This is a genomic window from Pseudomonas sp. PVC-3-1, from assembly GCF_057444315.1.
In genome coordinates, this window is the sequence record NZ_CM172023.1 from 5,498,115 (window position 1) to 5,511,741 (window position 13,627).

General features: G+C 65.1%; 14 protein-coding genes. 6 read left to right on the forward strand and 8 right to left on the reverse strand.

All coding sequences use genetic code 11. The annotated features are described in order from the left end of the window. Window positions 1-4: 4 nt before the first annotated feature. Both AC2T4A_RS25215 and AC2T4A_RS25220 read left to right on the forward strand, forming a co-directional pair. Entirely contained in the window at window positions 5-523 is a 519-nt protein-coding gene (locus AC2T4A_RS25215; protein ID WP_478379465.1) for a nitrate reductase cytochrome c-type subunit, read from the forward strand. Between the two features lie 9 nt (window positions 524-532). After that, entirely contained in the window at window positions 533-1,132 is a 600-nt protein-coding gene (locus AC2T4A_RS25220) for a cytochrome c3 family protein (protein WP_416749978.1), read from the forward strand. 345 nt (window positions 1,133-1,477) lie between these two features. Here AC2T4A_RS25220 and AC2T4A_RS25225 read toward each other — a convergent pair whose 3' ends face one another. Both AC2T4A_RS25225 and AC2T4A_RS25230 read right to left on the reverse strand, forming a co-directional pair. Continuing rightward, complete coding sequence (locus AC2T4A_RS25225; RefSeq protein WP_486742063.1) at window positions 1,478-2,686, reverse strand: lytic murein transglycosylase; 1,209 nt, start codon at window positions 2,684-2,686, stop codon at window positions 1,478-1,480. Continuing rightward, complete coding sequence (locus tag AC2T4A_RS25230) at window positions 2,683-3,354, reverse strand: polysaccharide lyase family 7 protein (protein ID WP_478379463.1); 672 nt, start codon at window positions 3,352-3,354, stop codon at window positions 2,683-2,685. Before AC2T4A_RS25230 ends, AC2T4A_RS25225 begins: the two co-directional genes overlap by 4 nt. Before the next feature lie 210 nt (window positions 3,355-3,564). Between AC2T4A_RS25230 and AC2T4A_RS25235 the strand changes: the two genes are divergently transcribed. The 3 genes from AC2T4A_RS25235 (at window position 3,565) to AC2T4A_RS25245 (ending at window position 6,921) form a co-directional block, all read left to right on the forward strand. Then, window positions 3,565-4,365: a dienelactone hydrolase family protein gene (locus AC2T4A_RS25235; protein WP_486742064.1), complete on the forward strand. Its 801-nt coding sequence runs from the start codon at window positions 3,565-3,567 to the stop codon at window positions 4,363-4,365. A gap of 238 nt (window positions 4,366-4,603) precedes the next feature. Further along, window positions 4,604-5,314, forward strand: a complete 711-nt coding sequence (locus tag AC2T4A_RS25240; protein WP_486742065.1) for a 4'-phosphopantetheinyl transferase family protein — start codon at window positions 4,604-4,606, stop codon at window positions 5,312-5,314. Between the two features lie 233 nt (window positions 5,315-5,547). Next, entirely contained in the window at window positions 5,548-6,921 is a 1,374-nt protein-coding gene (locus tag AC2T4A_RS25245; protein ID WP_486742067.1) for an OprD family porin, read from the forward strand. A gap of 143 nt (window positions 6,922-7,064) precedes the next feature. Here the strand turns inward: AC2T4A_RS25245 and modC are convergent, their stop codons facing one another. The 3 genes from modC to modA are packed head-to-tail and all read right to left on the reverse strand — an operon-like array spanning window position 7,065 to window position 9,629. Further along, window positions 7,065-8,168, reverse strand: coding sequence for a molybdenum ABC transporter ATP-binding protein (gene modC / locus AC2T4A_RS25250; protein WP_486742068.1), 1,104 nt, complete (start codon window positions 8,166-8,168; stop codon window positions 7,065-7,067). Between the two features lie 7 nt (window positions 8,169-8,175). Beyond that, window positions 8,176-8,862 carry a molybdate ABC transporter permease subunit gene (gene modB / locus AC2T4A_RS25255; protein ID WP_416750011.1) on the reverse strand — a complete coding sequence of 229 codons (687 nt, stop codon included), beginning with the start codon at window positions 8,860-8,862 and terminating at the stop codon, window positions 8,176-8,178. Window positions 8,863-8,873: 11 nt separating this feature from the next. Then, window positions 8,874-9,629, reverse strand: coding sequence for a molybdate ABC transporter substrate-binding protein (gene modA, locus AC2T4A_RS25260; protein ID WP_064979703.1), 756 nt, complete (start codon window positions 9,627-9,629; stop codon window positions 8,874-8,876). A 126-nt stretch (window positions 9,630-9,755) separates the two neighbouring features. Here modA and AC2T4A_RS25265 point away from each other — a divergent pair, with 126 nt between their 5' ends. Next, window positions 9,756-10,184 (forward strand): TOBE domain-containing protein, encoded by a 429-nt coding sequence (locus AC2T4A_RS25265; RefSeq protein WP_478379461.1) that lies wholly within the window; start codon window positions 9,756-9,758, stop codon window positions 10,182-10,184. A gap of 217 nt (window positions 10,185-10,401) precedes the next feature. Here the strand turns inward: AC2T4A_RS25265 and AC2T4A_RS25270 are convergent, their stop codons facing one another. The 3 genes from AC2T4A_RS25270 to AC2T4A_RS25280 all read right to left on the reverse strand — a co-directional run bounded on the left by AC2T4A_RS25270 (window position 10,402) and on the right by AC2T4A_RS25280 (window position 13,516). After that, window positions 10,402-12,027: an ATP-binding protein gene (locus tag AC2T4A_RS25270; protein WP_478379460.1), complete on the reverse strand. Its 1,626-nt coding sequence runs from the start codon at window positions 12,025-12,027 to the stop codon at window positions 10,402-10,404. Window positions 12,028-12,253: 226 nt separating this feature from the next. Beyond that, the gene (locus tag AC2T4A_RS25275) at window positions 12,254-12,808 is read right to left on the reverse strand and encodes a GNAT family N-acetyltransferase (RefSeq protein ID WP_486742069.1); all 555 of its coding nucleotides are present in this window, start codon (window positions 12,806-12,808) and stop codon (window positions 12,254-12,256) included. A 3-nt stretch (window positions 12,809-12,811) separates the two neighbouring features. Beyond that, entirely contained in the window at window positions 12,812-13,516 is a 705-nt protein-coding gene (locus AC2T4A_RS25280) for a response regulator (protein WP_416749998.1), read from the reverse strand. Window positions 13,517-13,627: the final 111 nt, after the last annotated feature.

Genomic DNA, 13,627 nt, shown 5'->3' on the forward strand with positions numbered 1-13,627 from the left:
CGCGATGAAACCGATACTGCCCGCCCTGCTCCTGCTGCTGATCGGCTTGCCGGCCCTGGCCGCCGACGTCAACTACCCACTGGACGCGCCCGCCCCGGACGGCCGCCGTCCTGGCGGCACCATTTCCCAGGACCGCCCGGCGCCGCCCCTGGCCAACGACGAGAACAAGGACATCCGCCGCGAACGCGCCTACCCCGAACAGCCGCCAACCATCCCGCACACCATCGCCGGCTACCGCATCGATACCAACTCCAACAAGTGCCTGTCGTGCCACAGCCGCGCCAACAGCGCGCGGGTGCAGGCACCGATGATCAGCATCACCCACTACATGGACCGCGACGGCCAGGTGCTGGCCGCCGTGGCGCCGCGCCGCTACTTCTGCGTGCAGTGCCACGTGCCACAGAAGGACGTGCAGCCGCTGGTGGGCAATACCTTCGAGGACATCGACAAGATTCTCCAGCGCGATGCGGCCGCCGGGAAATCCGCCAGCACCGACGACGGCACATCCACCGGCAACCCCTGAGGAGGCGCCATGAAAGCACTATTCGCCTGGCTCAAGGGTTACTGGGTCGTCCTGCGCCGGCCCAGCGTGCACTACAGCCTGGGCTTCCTGACGCTGGCCGGATTCATCGCCGGAATCATCTTCTGGGGCGGCTTCAACACCGCGCTGGAAGCCACCAACAGCGAGCAGTTCTGCACCTCCTGCCATGAGATGCGCGACAACGTCTTTGCCGAACTCAAGGACACCATCCACTACAGCAACCGTTCCGGCGTGCGCGCCACATGCCCCGACTGCCATGTGCCACACAAGTGGACCGACAAGATCGCGCGCAAGATGCAAGCCTCCAAAGAGGTCTGGGGCAAGATCTTCGGCACCATCAACACGCGGGAGAAATTCCTCGATCACCGCCGCGAACTGGCCGAACACGAATGGGCGCGGCTGAAGGCCAATGACTCGCTGGAATGCCGCAACTGCCACAACTTCCAGTTCATGGACTTCACCCGCCAGAGCCAGCGCGCGAGGCAGATGCACTCCACCGCCCTGGCCTCGGGCGAGGCAACCTGCATCGATTGCCACAAGGGTATCGCCCACCACTTGCCGGACATGACGGGGGTGAAGGGCTGGCAGTGAACATCGCCTGAGCCACGATCGCGGACGAAGCCCCCCTCACCCCAACCCTTTCCCCAGGAGAGAGGGTTGGGGTGAGGGGAATGCGCAGGAGCCGACCTACCTGAAGAAGACGGCTGCTCCTACGAAACCTGATACTTGCGTAGGAGCGGACTCCGTCCGCGATCGGCTTTCTGCGCCGCCGGAGTCAAGGGGTTCGCGAGCAAGCTCGCTCCTACAGTGGTGCGTTACGCTCACCCTCGAACGAAGCTGCTCTTCGTAGGAGCGAGCTTGCTCGCGAACCAATCGCCGCCACAAACGAAAAGCCCCGGCCAGTGCCGGGGCTTCCCCTGAGTCAGAAGGGATCGATCAACCGCCCTTCAGCGCCTTCAGAATCTTCTGCCCTGCGCGCCCATCCGCCGGCGTCAGGCCAAGCTTGTTCTGCTCCTGCTGGATCGCCTTGCGCGTCACGTCGCCGATCATGCCGTCAGCCTGGCCGATGTCATGGCCACGCTGGATCAGCAGCTCCTGCAGCTCCTTGCGCTGCGCCCGGCTCAGGCCCGGATCGTCGGTCGGCCAGGGCGTGCGCAGGCCCTGCTCGCCGCGCAGTCGGTCAGACAGCAGGGCGATGGCCAGCGCATAGCTTTCCGCCGCGTTGTAGGAATAGATCGCGTCATAGTTGCGCAGCACCAGGAAAGCCGGCCCGTTGGCACCGGCCGGCAGCAGGATCGCCGCCTTGGAGTCGATGCTGGGGATCGGCTTGCCGTCGACTCGCTTCACGCCACGAGCGGTCCAGTCCGACAGCGCCCGGCGCTTGGTGCGCCCGGCCAGCGAGGCATCAAAACCCGCCGGCAGTTTCACCTCGTAGCCCCACGGCTGCCCCTCCCGCCAGCCGGCCTTGCGCAGGTAGTTGGCGGTGGACGCCAAGGCGTCGGCGGTACTGCCCACCAGGTCGCGGTGGCCGTCACCGTCGAAGTCCTCGGCGATGCGCGCGTAGGTGGAAGGCATGAACTGCGTCTGGCCGAAGGCGCCGGCCCAGGAGCCGGTGATGCCGCTGTCGCGGATATCACCCTGCTGCAGCAGCTTGAGGGTGGCGATGAACTCGCCCTGGAAGAACGACTGGCGCCGCCCGTAGCAGGACAACGTCGACAACGACACCAGCAGCGGGCGCTTGCCGGTGATGCGGCCGTAATCGCTCTCCACGCCCCACACGGCCACCACCGTGGCGGGGTCGACCTGGTAACGCGCGGCGACCTTGCGCAGCAGGTCGGCATGTTCGGCCATCCGCGCCTTGCCGTCGGCAACACGCTGGTCGTCCACCAGCCCGGCCAGGTAGTCCCAGATCGGCGTGGTGAACTCGGGCTGGGCGTCCAGCAGCGGCAGCACGGTCATGTCCGGCTGTAGGCCCTGAGTGAACTGCGCAAAGCTGGCGGCGCTGACGCCTTTGGCCTGGGCGGCGCCCTGCAGGCGGTTCAGACAGCTGGCGAAATCGTCGCCGGGCGCGGCCTGTGCCAGTGCCGCCGACAGCAGCAGGGAAAAGGCCAGCGATACTCGGCGTGCGGAGGAGGAAGTCTTCATTGGTGTCGAATGCTCAGATCGGTAAAGGTGGCACGCCCGCCTTCGCTTGCGGGCCCGCGATTGTCCTGCAGGTAGAGACCTGCCTTGAAGTACAGGCCCTGGTAGGCCCATTTCGTGTCCAGTTGCTGGCTGACCTGACCGTCCTTGACCTGCACGCTCAGCACTCCGCTGCTGGACACGCCTAGCCGGTAGGTGAAGGTATCGCCCAGGGGAATGCCGTCATAGACGGTATAGGTACGCGTGGTGATGTCGTCGGGCCGATCGCGAACCAGCGCCTGTACCCGCGCCTTGTCCAGGCGCTGCTGGTAGACCAGCTTGACCAGCGGCAGGGCCTCGGCGCTGCCGCTGCCGTTGCTGTGGATCTGCCCGATCACCATGCGTCGACTGGACGGCACAGCTTCTACCCGCAGGGTAGCGACCATCAGGTTCTCCGCCAGCGGATAGCGCCAGGTCACCAGGCGGCCGTCGGGCTTGGTCTCGCGCAGCTCGGTACGGGGATATTCGCTGCCGCTGGTATGGGCGCCGTTCACCGGCACCCAGAACTCCACGCCATCGGCGCTACGGCGGAAATACGGGCTCTGGTAATCACGGCCGAGTTTCGCCGTGGAAATGGTCGCGGCCGGGCCGCGTTGGGGAATGGTCAGATTCCAGGTGCTCAGGTCCAACATCGGCCTATCGCTTCGCGGGTCAGGACATGGGCGCAAGGGTAGACGAGGCTGTCGGACTTTTCACTCGCCCCTCCTTCTATCTTGCGACCAACAACCGCGCTCTTGAGCGGTTGCATGCAGGTTGCACGGGCGTTTTCCGCGTCACCGGCTATCTTCTCTGGGGCCCGCACCTATCGCCCATCGCCACGGCCAACGCCACGGAGAGACACCATGCGACTGCTCACCGCCCTGCTGCTGTTCGCCTTTGCGGCCAGCGCCTCAGCCGCGATCAAGACCCAGGAAATACCCTACGAATCCACTGACGGCACGAAGATGATCGGCTACTTCGCCTACGACGATGCCAAATCCGGCATCCGTCCCGGCGTCATCGTCGTTCACGAATTCTGGGGCCTGAACGACTACGCCAAGCGCCGCGCCCGCGACCTCGCCGCGCTGGGCTACAGCGCGCTGGCCATCGACATGTACGGCAACGGCAAGCATACCGAGCATCCCAACGACGCCAAGGCCTTCATGGCCGAGGCACTGAAGAACGCCAACGCCGCCAAGGCGCGCTTCCAGGCGGGCCTTGAGCTACTGAAGAAGCAGCCGCAGACCGACCCGAGCAAGATCGCCGCCATCGGCTACTGCTTCGGCGGCAAGGTGGTGCTGGACATGGCCCGCGCCGGCCTGCCACTGGCCGGCGTGGCGAGCTTCCACGGCGTGCTGGCGACCCAGACGCCGGCGCAGCCGGGGGCGATCAAGGCGAAAATTCTGGTGGAACACGGCGGCGCCGATACCCTGGTACCGGCGGAAAGCGTTGCCGCCTTCAAAAGCGAGATGGACAACGCCAAGGCGGACTACAAGCTGGTCATCCAGCCGGGCGCCAAGCACAGCTTCACCAGCCCGGACGCCGACAAGCACAAAGGCCATGGCCTGGACGTGGGCTACGACAAGACCGCCGACCAGAAGTCCTGGGCGGACTTGCAGGCCTTCTTCAAGGAAGTCTTCGACGTGAAGCCTGAGGGCGCGTAAAAACGCCGCGCAATAAAAAACGGGAGCCCATTCGGGCTCCCGCACTCAATCAAGTGTAAAGGTCAGAGCCCGCCTTGGCGGCACTCCAACAACAACCTCACCTGCGTCCCCTTGGGAACGCGGTGCGCAGTGTGTCAAAGCTTGTAGGACGAATCCGTACGCCTTTGGTGAAGGTTTGCAAAGGAATGTAAGTGCCGCGTGACTGGTGAGCCACGTTCTGGCGCGGCAGAATGCTTCCATGACTGCCCTCCCCGATTTCTGCACCCCACTCGACGCCGACTGGCCGCTGCCCACTCCCCTGGCCGGCTGCCAATTGCGCAGCACTCACTTCGACCGCCAGCGCCTGCACGCCGGGGATTTCTCCCAGAGCCGCGTCGAGGCGCCGGCCAACATCCAGCGCTCCGTCGCCAAGCGCCAGGCCGAGTACCTGGCGGGGCGAATCTGCGCCCGCGCGGCATTGCTGGCAGCAGGCTCGGCGGCCTGGGTACCGGGCACCGACGAGGAGCGCGCGCCGGTCTGGCCGGCGGGATTCTGTGGCTCGATCACCCACGGCGACGGCTGGGCGGCAGCCATCGTTGCGCACGAGAGCCACTGGCGCGGGCTCGGCCTGGACGTGGAGAACCGCCTGGAAACCGCGCGCGCACAAAGACTGGCCGAAGAAATCCTCACGCCCGACGAACTGGCGCGCCTCGATCCGCGGCAGGCGGCGCTGCAGGTCACCCTCACCTTTTCCCTCAAGGAAAGCCTGTTCAAGGCGCTCTTCCCGCTGGTGCGCAAGCGCTTCTACTTCGAGCACGCCGAGCTGCTGAGCTGGTCCGCCGGGGGGCACGCGCGCCTGCGCCTGCTTACCGACCTGTCGGAGGAATGGCATCACGGCAAGGAAATCGACGGGCAGTTCAGCCTGTTCGATGATCGCCTGCTGAGCCTGGTGGCCATTCCCTCGATATAGAGCAGCGATCCGACCGCTGCGACTGACAGACACATCTGAAAGTCTTGACTTAAAAGTCAGAATTTGGCGTTATGCACGCCGCCCAGACATTCCCGTACCTCTTTTGATCCTCGGATATTGCCTTCAGAGGAATCGTCAGCAGGACTATCGGTATATAGAATTCTATACACCCAAACGGCAACGTCTGGTTCTTGGGGTCCCCACAAAAAGAAATGACCATCGGAGCAAACGTAATGACCAGAAATACCCTGGCGCTCGCCATTGCGGCCGGCTCGCTCGGCCTCATCGCGCAATCGGCCCACGCCGGCGGCTTCATCGAAGACAGCAAGGCCAGCCTGACCCTGCGCAACTTCTACATCAACACCGACAACCGCAACGGCACCGCCTCGCCCAGCAAGCAGGAAGAATGGGGCCAGGGCTTCATGCTCAATTACTCCTCCGGCTTCACTCAGGGCACCGTGGGCTTCGGCGTCGACGCCCTGGGCCTGCTCGGCGTACGCCTGGATGGCGGCGGCAAGTCCGGCAAGGCCGGCGTCGATCGCCAGCCCGGCACCATCTTCCCGCTGGAAAGCGATGGCAGCGCCGTCGACGAGTTCAGCAGCTTAGGGCTCACCGCCAAGGCGAAGGTCTCCAAGACCGAATTCCGCTACGGCACCCTGCAGCCCAAGCTGCCGGTGGTGGTCTACAACGATGCCCGCCTGTTGCCGATGACCTACGAAGGTGGCCAGGTCACCTCCACCGACGTCGACAACCTGACCCTGACCGGCGGCCAGCTGACCCACACCAAGGGCCGCAACTCCACCGACTGGCGCAGCATGTCCATCGCCGGCGCCAACGGCAGCTCTGCCAGCTCCCGCGACAGCAACAAGTTCTACTTCGCCGGCGGTGACTACAAGGCGACCAAGAACCTGACGCTGTCGTACTACTACGGCGAGCTGGACAACTTCTACAAGCAGAACTACCTCGGCCTCGTGCATAGCTTGGCTGTAGGACCGGGCACCCTGAAGTCGGATATCCGTGTGTTCATCAGCGATTCCGACGGCAAGAACGGCAGCGCCTCCGGCCGCGCCGACGGCTATGTCAGCAGCGGCTACTACGGCGGCAACAGCCTCAAGGGCGAAGTCGACAACAACGTCTACAGCGGCATGTTCACCTACGCCCTGGGCGGCCACAGCATCGGCGCCGGCTACCAGGTGCTGACCGGCGACAGCGACTTCCCCTACCTGAACCGCGGCGACGGCGAAGGCACCAGTACCTACCTGATCTCCGACGCCCAGTTGCTGAAGTTCAACCGCGCTGGCGAGCGCACCTGGATCGGCCGCTATGCCTACGACTTCGCCGACCTCGGCGTGCCCGGCCTGACCTTCAGCGTGCTCTATCTGAACGCCGACAACATCGACACCAAGCAAGGCGACAAGGGCGAATGGGAGCGCGACATCGCCCTGGGCTACGTGGTACCCGAAGGCACCTTCAAGGGCCTGGGCCTGGCCTGGAAGAACGCCGCCATGCGCAGCGGCCTGCCGGCGGCCTCCACTCCGGGCGTGCCCAGCCAGCGCGACCAGGACGAGAACCGCCTGATCGTCAGCTACACCATCCCGCTGCTGTAAGGCATGGAGTGAAATGAAAAAGGGCGGCCATGAGCCGCCCTTTTTCTTTCTGTAGGAGCGAGCTTGCTCGCGAACCTTCGTCGCACCAGAGCTTCCTCTGCCACGGCTGTTCGCGAGCAAGCTCGCTCCTACAAAGAGGTGCGTCAGGCCAGCAACGCCACCGACTTGATCTGCGCCCATACCGCCTGGCCGATCTGCAGGCCGAGCTGGTCGTGGGAATAGCGGGTAATCCGCGCCAGCAGCGGCTTGCCAGCTACATCCAGCTTCACCAGCAGGTGCGCCGGATTGTCCGTCGGCACGATCTCGACCACGGTCGCCGGCAGTACGTTGAGGATGCTGCTGTGCGCCGCTGGCTCCAGGCTCAGGCTGACGTCCCGCGCCTGCACCTTGATGCGCAGCGCCCTGCCCTTGTCCATCGGCGTGTGGGCCAGACGGATACGCTGCTCGCAGTGCGGCAGAGAAACCGAGAGCAAACCGTAATCAGGATCATGGGAAACCACGTGGCCATCGATGACTACGCCGGCATCCTCCAGATGCGAAATCGGCAGGTCAGTGCGCGCCAGGGTCTCCATCACCGGGCCACTGGCGATGGAACGCCCCTGGTCCAACAGCACCAGGTGGTCCGCCAGCCGCGCCACCTCATCCGGCGAATGGCTGACGTAGAGAATCGGAATATCCAGTTCGTCGTGCAGGCGCTCCAGGTACGGCAGGATTTCTGCCTTGCGCTTGAGATCCAGCGCCGCCAGCGGCTCGTCCATCAGCAGCAGGCGCGGGCTGGTCAGCAGCGCGCGAGCCATGCCGACACGCTGGCGCTCACCACCGGACAGGTGCCCCGGCATGCGCTCCAGCAGATGGCCGATGCCAAGCAGTTCGGTGGCCTGCTCGAGCTCCACACGATGCTGGTCGCGCGGCACGCGCTTCATGCCGTAGGTGAGGTTGCGCTTCACCGACAGGTGCTCGAACAGGTTGGCGTCCTGGAACACATAGCCCAGCGCGCGCTTGTGCGGCGGCAGGAACACGCCCGTGGCGCTGTCCTGCCAGACTTCGCCGTTCACCACCAGCCGGCCGAGCGGTGCCCGTTCAAGGCCCGCCACACAGCGCAGGCAAGTGGTCTTGCCCGAGCCGGAATGGCCGAACAGCGCCGTCACGCCTTTGCCCGGTAACTGCAGGTCGACGTCCAGGCTGAAGCCCGAGTAGGCGATCTGGAAGCGGGCTTCGATGGCGCGTGCGGAAAGCTCTTGCGACATGCCCACCTCAGGCCCAGGCCGAACGGCTGCGGCGGCTCGCATAGAGCGCCAGCAGGACGAAGAAGGAGAAGATCACCATGCCGCCGGCCAGCCAATGTGCCTGGGCATACTCCATGGCCTCGACGTGATCGAATATCTGCACCGACACCACGCGCGTCTTGCCCGGAATGTTGCCACCGATCATCAGCACTACGCCGAACTCACCCACCGTGTGGGCGAAGCCGAGGATGCTGGCAGTGATGAAGCCCGGCCGCGCCAGCGGCAGAACCACGGAGAAGAAGGTATCCAGTGGACTCGCGCGCAAGGTCGCGGCGGCCTCCAGCGGTTTGTTGCCGATGGCCTCGAAGGCGTTCTGCAACGGCTGCACCACGAAGGGCAGCGAATAGAACACCGAGCCCACCACGAGCCCGGCGAAGGTGAACGGCAAGCGCCCCAGGCCCAGGCTCTCGGTGGCGTGACCGATGAACCCGTGGGGCCCCATGGTAATCAGCAGGTAGAAGCCGATTACCGTCGGCGGCAGCACCAGCGGCAACGCCACCACCGCCCCCAGCGGACCTTTCAGCCAGGAGCGGGTACGCGACAGCCACCAGGCGATCGGCGTGCCGATCAGCAGGAGGATCAGGGTGCTCAGGGCGGCCAGCTCGATGGTGAGCCGGATGGCCAGGAAATCCTCCTGCGTGAGGGGCATCGCTATTCCTTGAAGGCTTAGAGTTCGTAACCGTAGGACTTGATCACCGCAGCGGCCTTCGGCCCTTTCAGGTACTCGACCAGGGCCTTGGCGGCGGCACTGTCCTTGCCCTTGTTGAGAATCACGGCGTCCTGACGGATCGGGTCGTGCAGGTCAGCCGGGACAATCCAGGCGGAACCGCTGGTCACCTTGCCATCCTTGTAGATCTGCGACAACGCCACGAAGCCCAGCTCCGCGTTGCCGGTAGAGACGAACTGGAAGGCCTGGGTGATGTTCTGGCCTTCGACGATCTTGCCCGCGACCTTGTCCTTCAGGCCGAGCTTGTCGATCACCTGGGTGGCGGCCAGGCCATAGGGCGCGGCTTTCGGGTTGGCGATGGACAGGTGCTTGTATTCGTTCTTCTTCAGCACCTCGCCTTTGGCGTCGACGTAGCCGTCTTTCGCCGACCACAGCGCCAGGGTACCGATGGCATAAGTGAAGCGCGAACCGGGGACGATTTCCTTCTCCGCTTCGAGTTTCTTCGGTGTGCTGTCGTCAGCGGCGAGGAAAACCTCGAACGGCGCGCCGTTCTTGATCTGGGTGTAGAACTGGCCAGTGGCGCCGTAGGCGGCGACCAGCTTGTGGCCGGTGTCCTTCTCGAAGTCCTTGGCGATCGCCTGGATCGGCGCGGTGAAGTTGGCGGCGACAGCCACCTGGACTTCATCAGCCAGGGCCGAGTGCAGGGTGAAGCAGGAAGCGACCAGCAGGGACAGGCTTGCGAAGCGGTGTTTCATCGTGAGGCTCCAGTGGGTTGTTGTTTTAACACTTCGATTGGCTCGGGCTGGCCTATACACTCAGTTCAGCCCCGTGACACGTCCGGCCAGTGATTGGCCATACAAGCAATTCAGGAGAGTCAGTTCATGAAGGTCAGTGCACGCAACGTCTTCAAGGGCAGCGTCAAGCAACTGCGTAACGGTGCGGTCAACGCGGAAGTCGTGGTCGCTTTGCCCGGCGGTAGCGAACTCGTGGCGATCGTCACCGAGGAAAGCGTGAAGAGCCTGGGCCTGGCCCAGGGCAAGGACGTTATCGCGCTGGTCAAGGCGCCCTGGGTCATGCTGATGACCGAGGCCGACGGCATCCGTCTGTCCGCCCGCAACTGCCTGGCCGGCACGGTGAAATCGGTGACCGATGGCGCGGTGAACGCCGAAGTCGTGCTCAGCCTGCCGGGCGGCACCGAAGTGGTCGCCGTGGTCACCCGCGATGCGGTGAGCGAGCTCGGCCTGGCGGCCGGCGTGAAGGCGACTGCAGTGATCAAAGCGTCCCATGTGATCCTCGGTGTTCCTGCCTGAAACCCTGCGCGGGCCTGTCTATGACAGGTCCGCTTGCCGTGCCTGCAAGCGCTCGTTATAGCAAAAATTACATAACGATACCGGTGACTCTGCAATACCCCCTAAGAGAGACCGATCTCCGAGGGCTATTTAGCGTAGGGAAAGGATGCAGAGTGACGCGGCGAATGCCATCCACGCGTGATGGCACCGCAGCATTCTGCATTTTTTGACTCCAAGGTCAAATATTGTCTTCAACCTTGGGCGCTTGCCGGCGCGGCCACATCAAGGTGAAGCACGCACCACCCAACACCTCGCTCTTCGCGATCTGCGCGCGGCCGCCGTGCCAATGGATGATCCGCCGCACGATGGACAGACCCAGCCCATGCCCACCAGTGACCCGAGCGCGGCTGTCGTCGGCTCGGAAGAACGGCTGGAACAAGCGATGCCACTGCGCCTCCGGCACGCCGGGGCCGTCGTCTTCCACGTCCACCTGGCAGCGGTCCACGCTCACCCGGTAACTGATCCGCACCCGCCCTTCTGCATAGCGCAGCGCGTTGGTCATCAGGTTCTGCAGCGCGCGGTGCAGGTAGCGCGGCTCAGCCTCGATCCAGCTGCCCTGGTCGAACGGCACCAGCGCACCCGGCTCGCAGGTGACGGTGATTTCCCGGCGCAGTGGGGCAATCTCCGCCACCACCTGCTCCACCAGCGCGCCCAGTTCGATGCGCTGGTAGCTCAGCGCCGGCGAGCCCTGCTCCAGCCGCGCGTAGGTGAGCATCTCGTCCACCAGCTGGTCGAGGTCCTGGATGTCGCCGTCCATGCCTTCCATGTACTTGCGCCGCGCCTTGTCGGTCTCGGCGGACTCGATCATCTCCAGCCCGAAGCGCAGCCGCGCCACCGGTGTGCGCAGCTCGTGGGATACCGCACGGACCAGTTCGCGCTGCACCGTCAGCAGAAGGTGCAGTTGCTCGGCCATGTGGTTGAAGGCCCCCGCGAGACGGCCCACCGAGTCCGCACCGCGCACTTCCACGCGGGTGTCCAGGCTGCCGCGGGCAATGCGCGTGGCCGCGGATTCGAGGCCGCGCAGGCGCTGTTCCAGCCCGCTGATGAGCAGGTAAAGCGTCAGCCCGATGAGCGTCAGCGCGACGACCACGATGATCGTCAGCAACTGCGGCGGGTACGGGTTCATCTGGTAGATCGGCCCCAGCTCCAGCACCCAGGGGGTGTCGAGGATGCCCGAGAGCACGCGGATGGAATCGCCGCCCTTGCCCAGCGCCATTACCGTGTCGCCCTCCTCCACCCGACGGCTCTGGTCGTCGTCGAGGTCGACCTCCTTCAGGCGCAGCAGGTGCACCTCGAAGCCGAAGCGCTTGTCGCGAACGATACGCGCCAGGTGATAGGGCTGCTCGCTGGCCGGGTAGCGCTTGAGCTCGTCCATCAGCAAATAGATGGTGGCGCGCGCCAGTTGCTCGCTGACCTGCTCCACCTCGCCGGTGAGGATCAGCCCTTCCGCCGCGCTCACCTGGGTCATCACCTTCACTTCATGGGGCGCACCGGCCTGTACCAGCACCTGGTCGTTCATCAGCCGTGCCCGGCTGCGTCCTTCCATGCCCAGCGCATCCAGGCTGGTGAGCTTGAGCGGAATACCGAGCAGGCGGCTCCACTGGCTCAGCGCACGCTTGCGGTCCACCTCGCTCATGGGCAGCAGCTCGTCCGCCATCAGGCGGAAGGTGCCACGCGCCAGGTCCTCGCGGTAGCGCTCGCCGCGCACATCGTTGACCAGGTGCAGGGTCAGCACCGCCAGCGCGGCAACCGCCACCAGCGTCAGCAGCATGCCGCCGTAGATGCGCAGGAAGATGGATTTCATGGCCGGGCTTTCCGGGTGGGTTCGGCGCTATCGAAGAGCGCCCTCACCCTAGCCCTCTCCCGGGGGGAGAGGGGACTGTCCGGAGTGCGCCTGGAGCTCAGCGTGGAAATCCAATCATTTCGTGCGCGTCCGCCGCCGCAGGATGACGCCACGTTCACCATCGGCACAGACTGCCCCCTCTCCCTCCGGGAGAGGGCTGGGGTGAGGGCCAGCCCGGGCACCGGACTCACACTGCTTCCGCCGGGTTGAGCAACCCGTAGTAATCCAGGCTGACGAACGCGCCGTCCTTCACCTCGCACTCGCGGCGCCGGCCTTCCAGCATGAACCCCTGGCGCAGCAGCAGGCGGCCGCTGGCGAGGTTCTCCGGCTCCACCTCGGCCTCGATGCGGTGCACGTTCATGTCGCGGAAGGCGTGGCGGAAGATCAGCGGCAGGCATTCGCCCATCACGCCCTGCCCCCAATGCTCGGGCAGTAGCCAGTAGCCCAGTTCCAGACGACGGTGCTCCTGCTGCCAGTTGTTGAAGCCGCAGCCGCCGACGATGTCCTCGGGCGCGTCCGGCCGGCAGATCGCCCACCAGATACCGCTGCTCTCCCTATGGATGCGCTCGAACCACTCCATCTGCTCGCGGGTGGCTTCCAGTGTCGCGTAGGAGACACCGTAGTAGCGGATCACCTCAGGATGCGACAGCGCGCGAAATACCGCTGGCTGGTCGGCATCGGTGAAGGCGCGCAGGCGGAAGCGCTCGCCGTGCAGCTCGGGGAAGGGTGGCACGGCGCTCATGGCTCAGAGCTCCCCGACGAACAGGTAGCCCTTGCTGCGCACCGTCTTGATCAGGCGCGGGTGCATCGGGTCGTCGCCGATCTTCGGGCGGATGCGCGAGATGCGCACGTCGATGGAACGGTCCTGGCCGTCGTACTCGATGCCGCGCAGGGAGTTGAAGATTTCCTCGCGGGAGAGGATGCGCCCGGCGTTGGCCGCCAGCAGCCAGAGCAGATCGAACTCGGCGCTGGTCAGCTCGATGGTCTGCTCGTCCAGCCAGGCCTCACGCATGGCATTGTCGATCACCAGCTTGCCGAAGGTCAGGCGCTTGCCCGCCACTGCCGGCGCGGCCTCGGCCGGCTCGCTGCGGCGCAGCAGGGCGCGGATGCGCGCCAGCAGCACACGCGGGCGCACCGGCTTGCACACGTAGTCGTCGGCGCCCATCTCCAGGCCCTGGACCTGGTCCATGTCGTCGGTGCGCGCGGTGAGCATCAGGATCGGCCCGTCGTAATCCGGGCGCAGGCGCTTGCAGATGGACAGCCCATCCTCCCCCGGCAGCATCAGGTCGAGCACCACCAGGTCCGGCCGCTCGGCCAGCACCCGCTCCACCGCCTTGCCGCCATGGGACTCGATGGACACCACCAGGCCGTTGCTCTCCAGGTAGTCCTGGGTCAACTCGGCCAATCGCTGGTCGTCCTCGACGATGAGAATGCGCGCTTCTTGTTCCACCTTGCCTCCTGATGCGCCATGAGCGAGCGCGAGCATGCTTACTATAGAGAGCTACCATAGCGAGCCCGCAAAAGCGGCCGGCATTGTAGCCAGATTGCCGGCGCTGCGGCA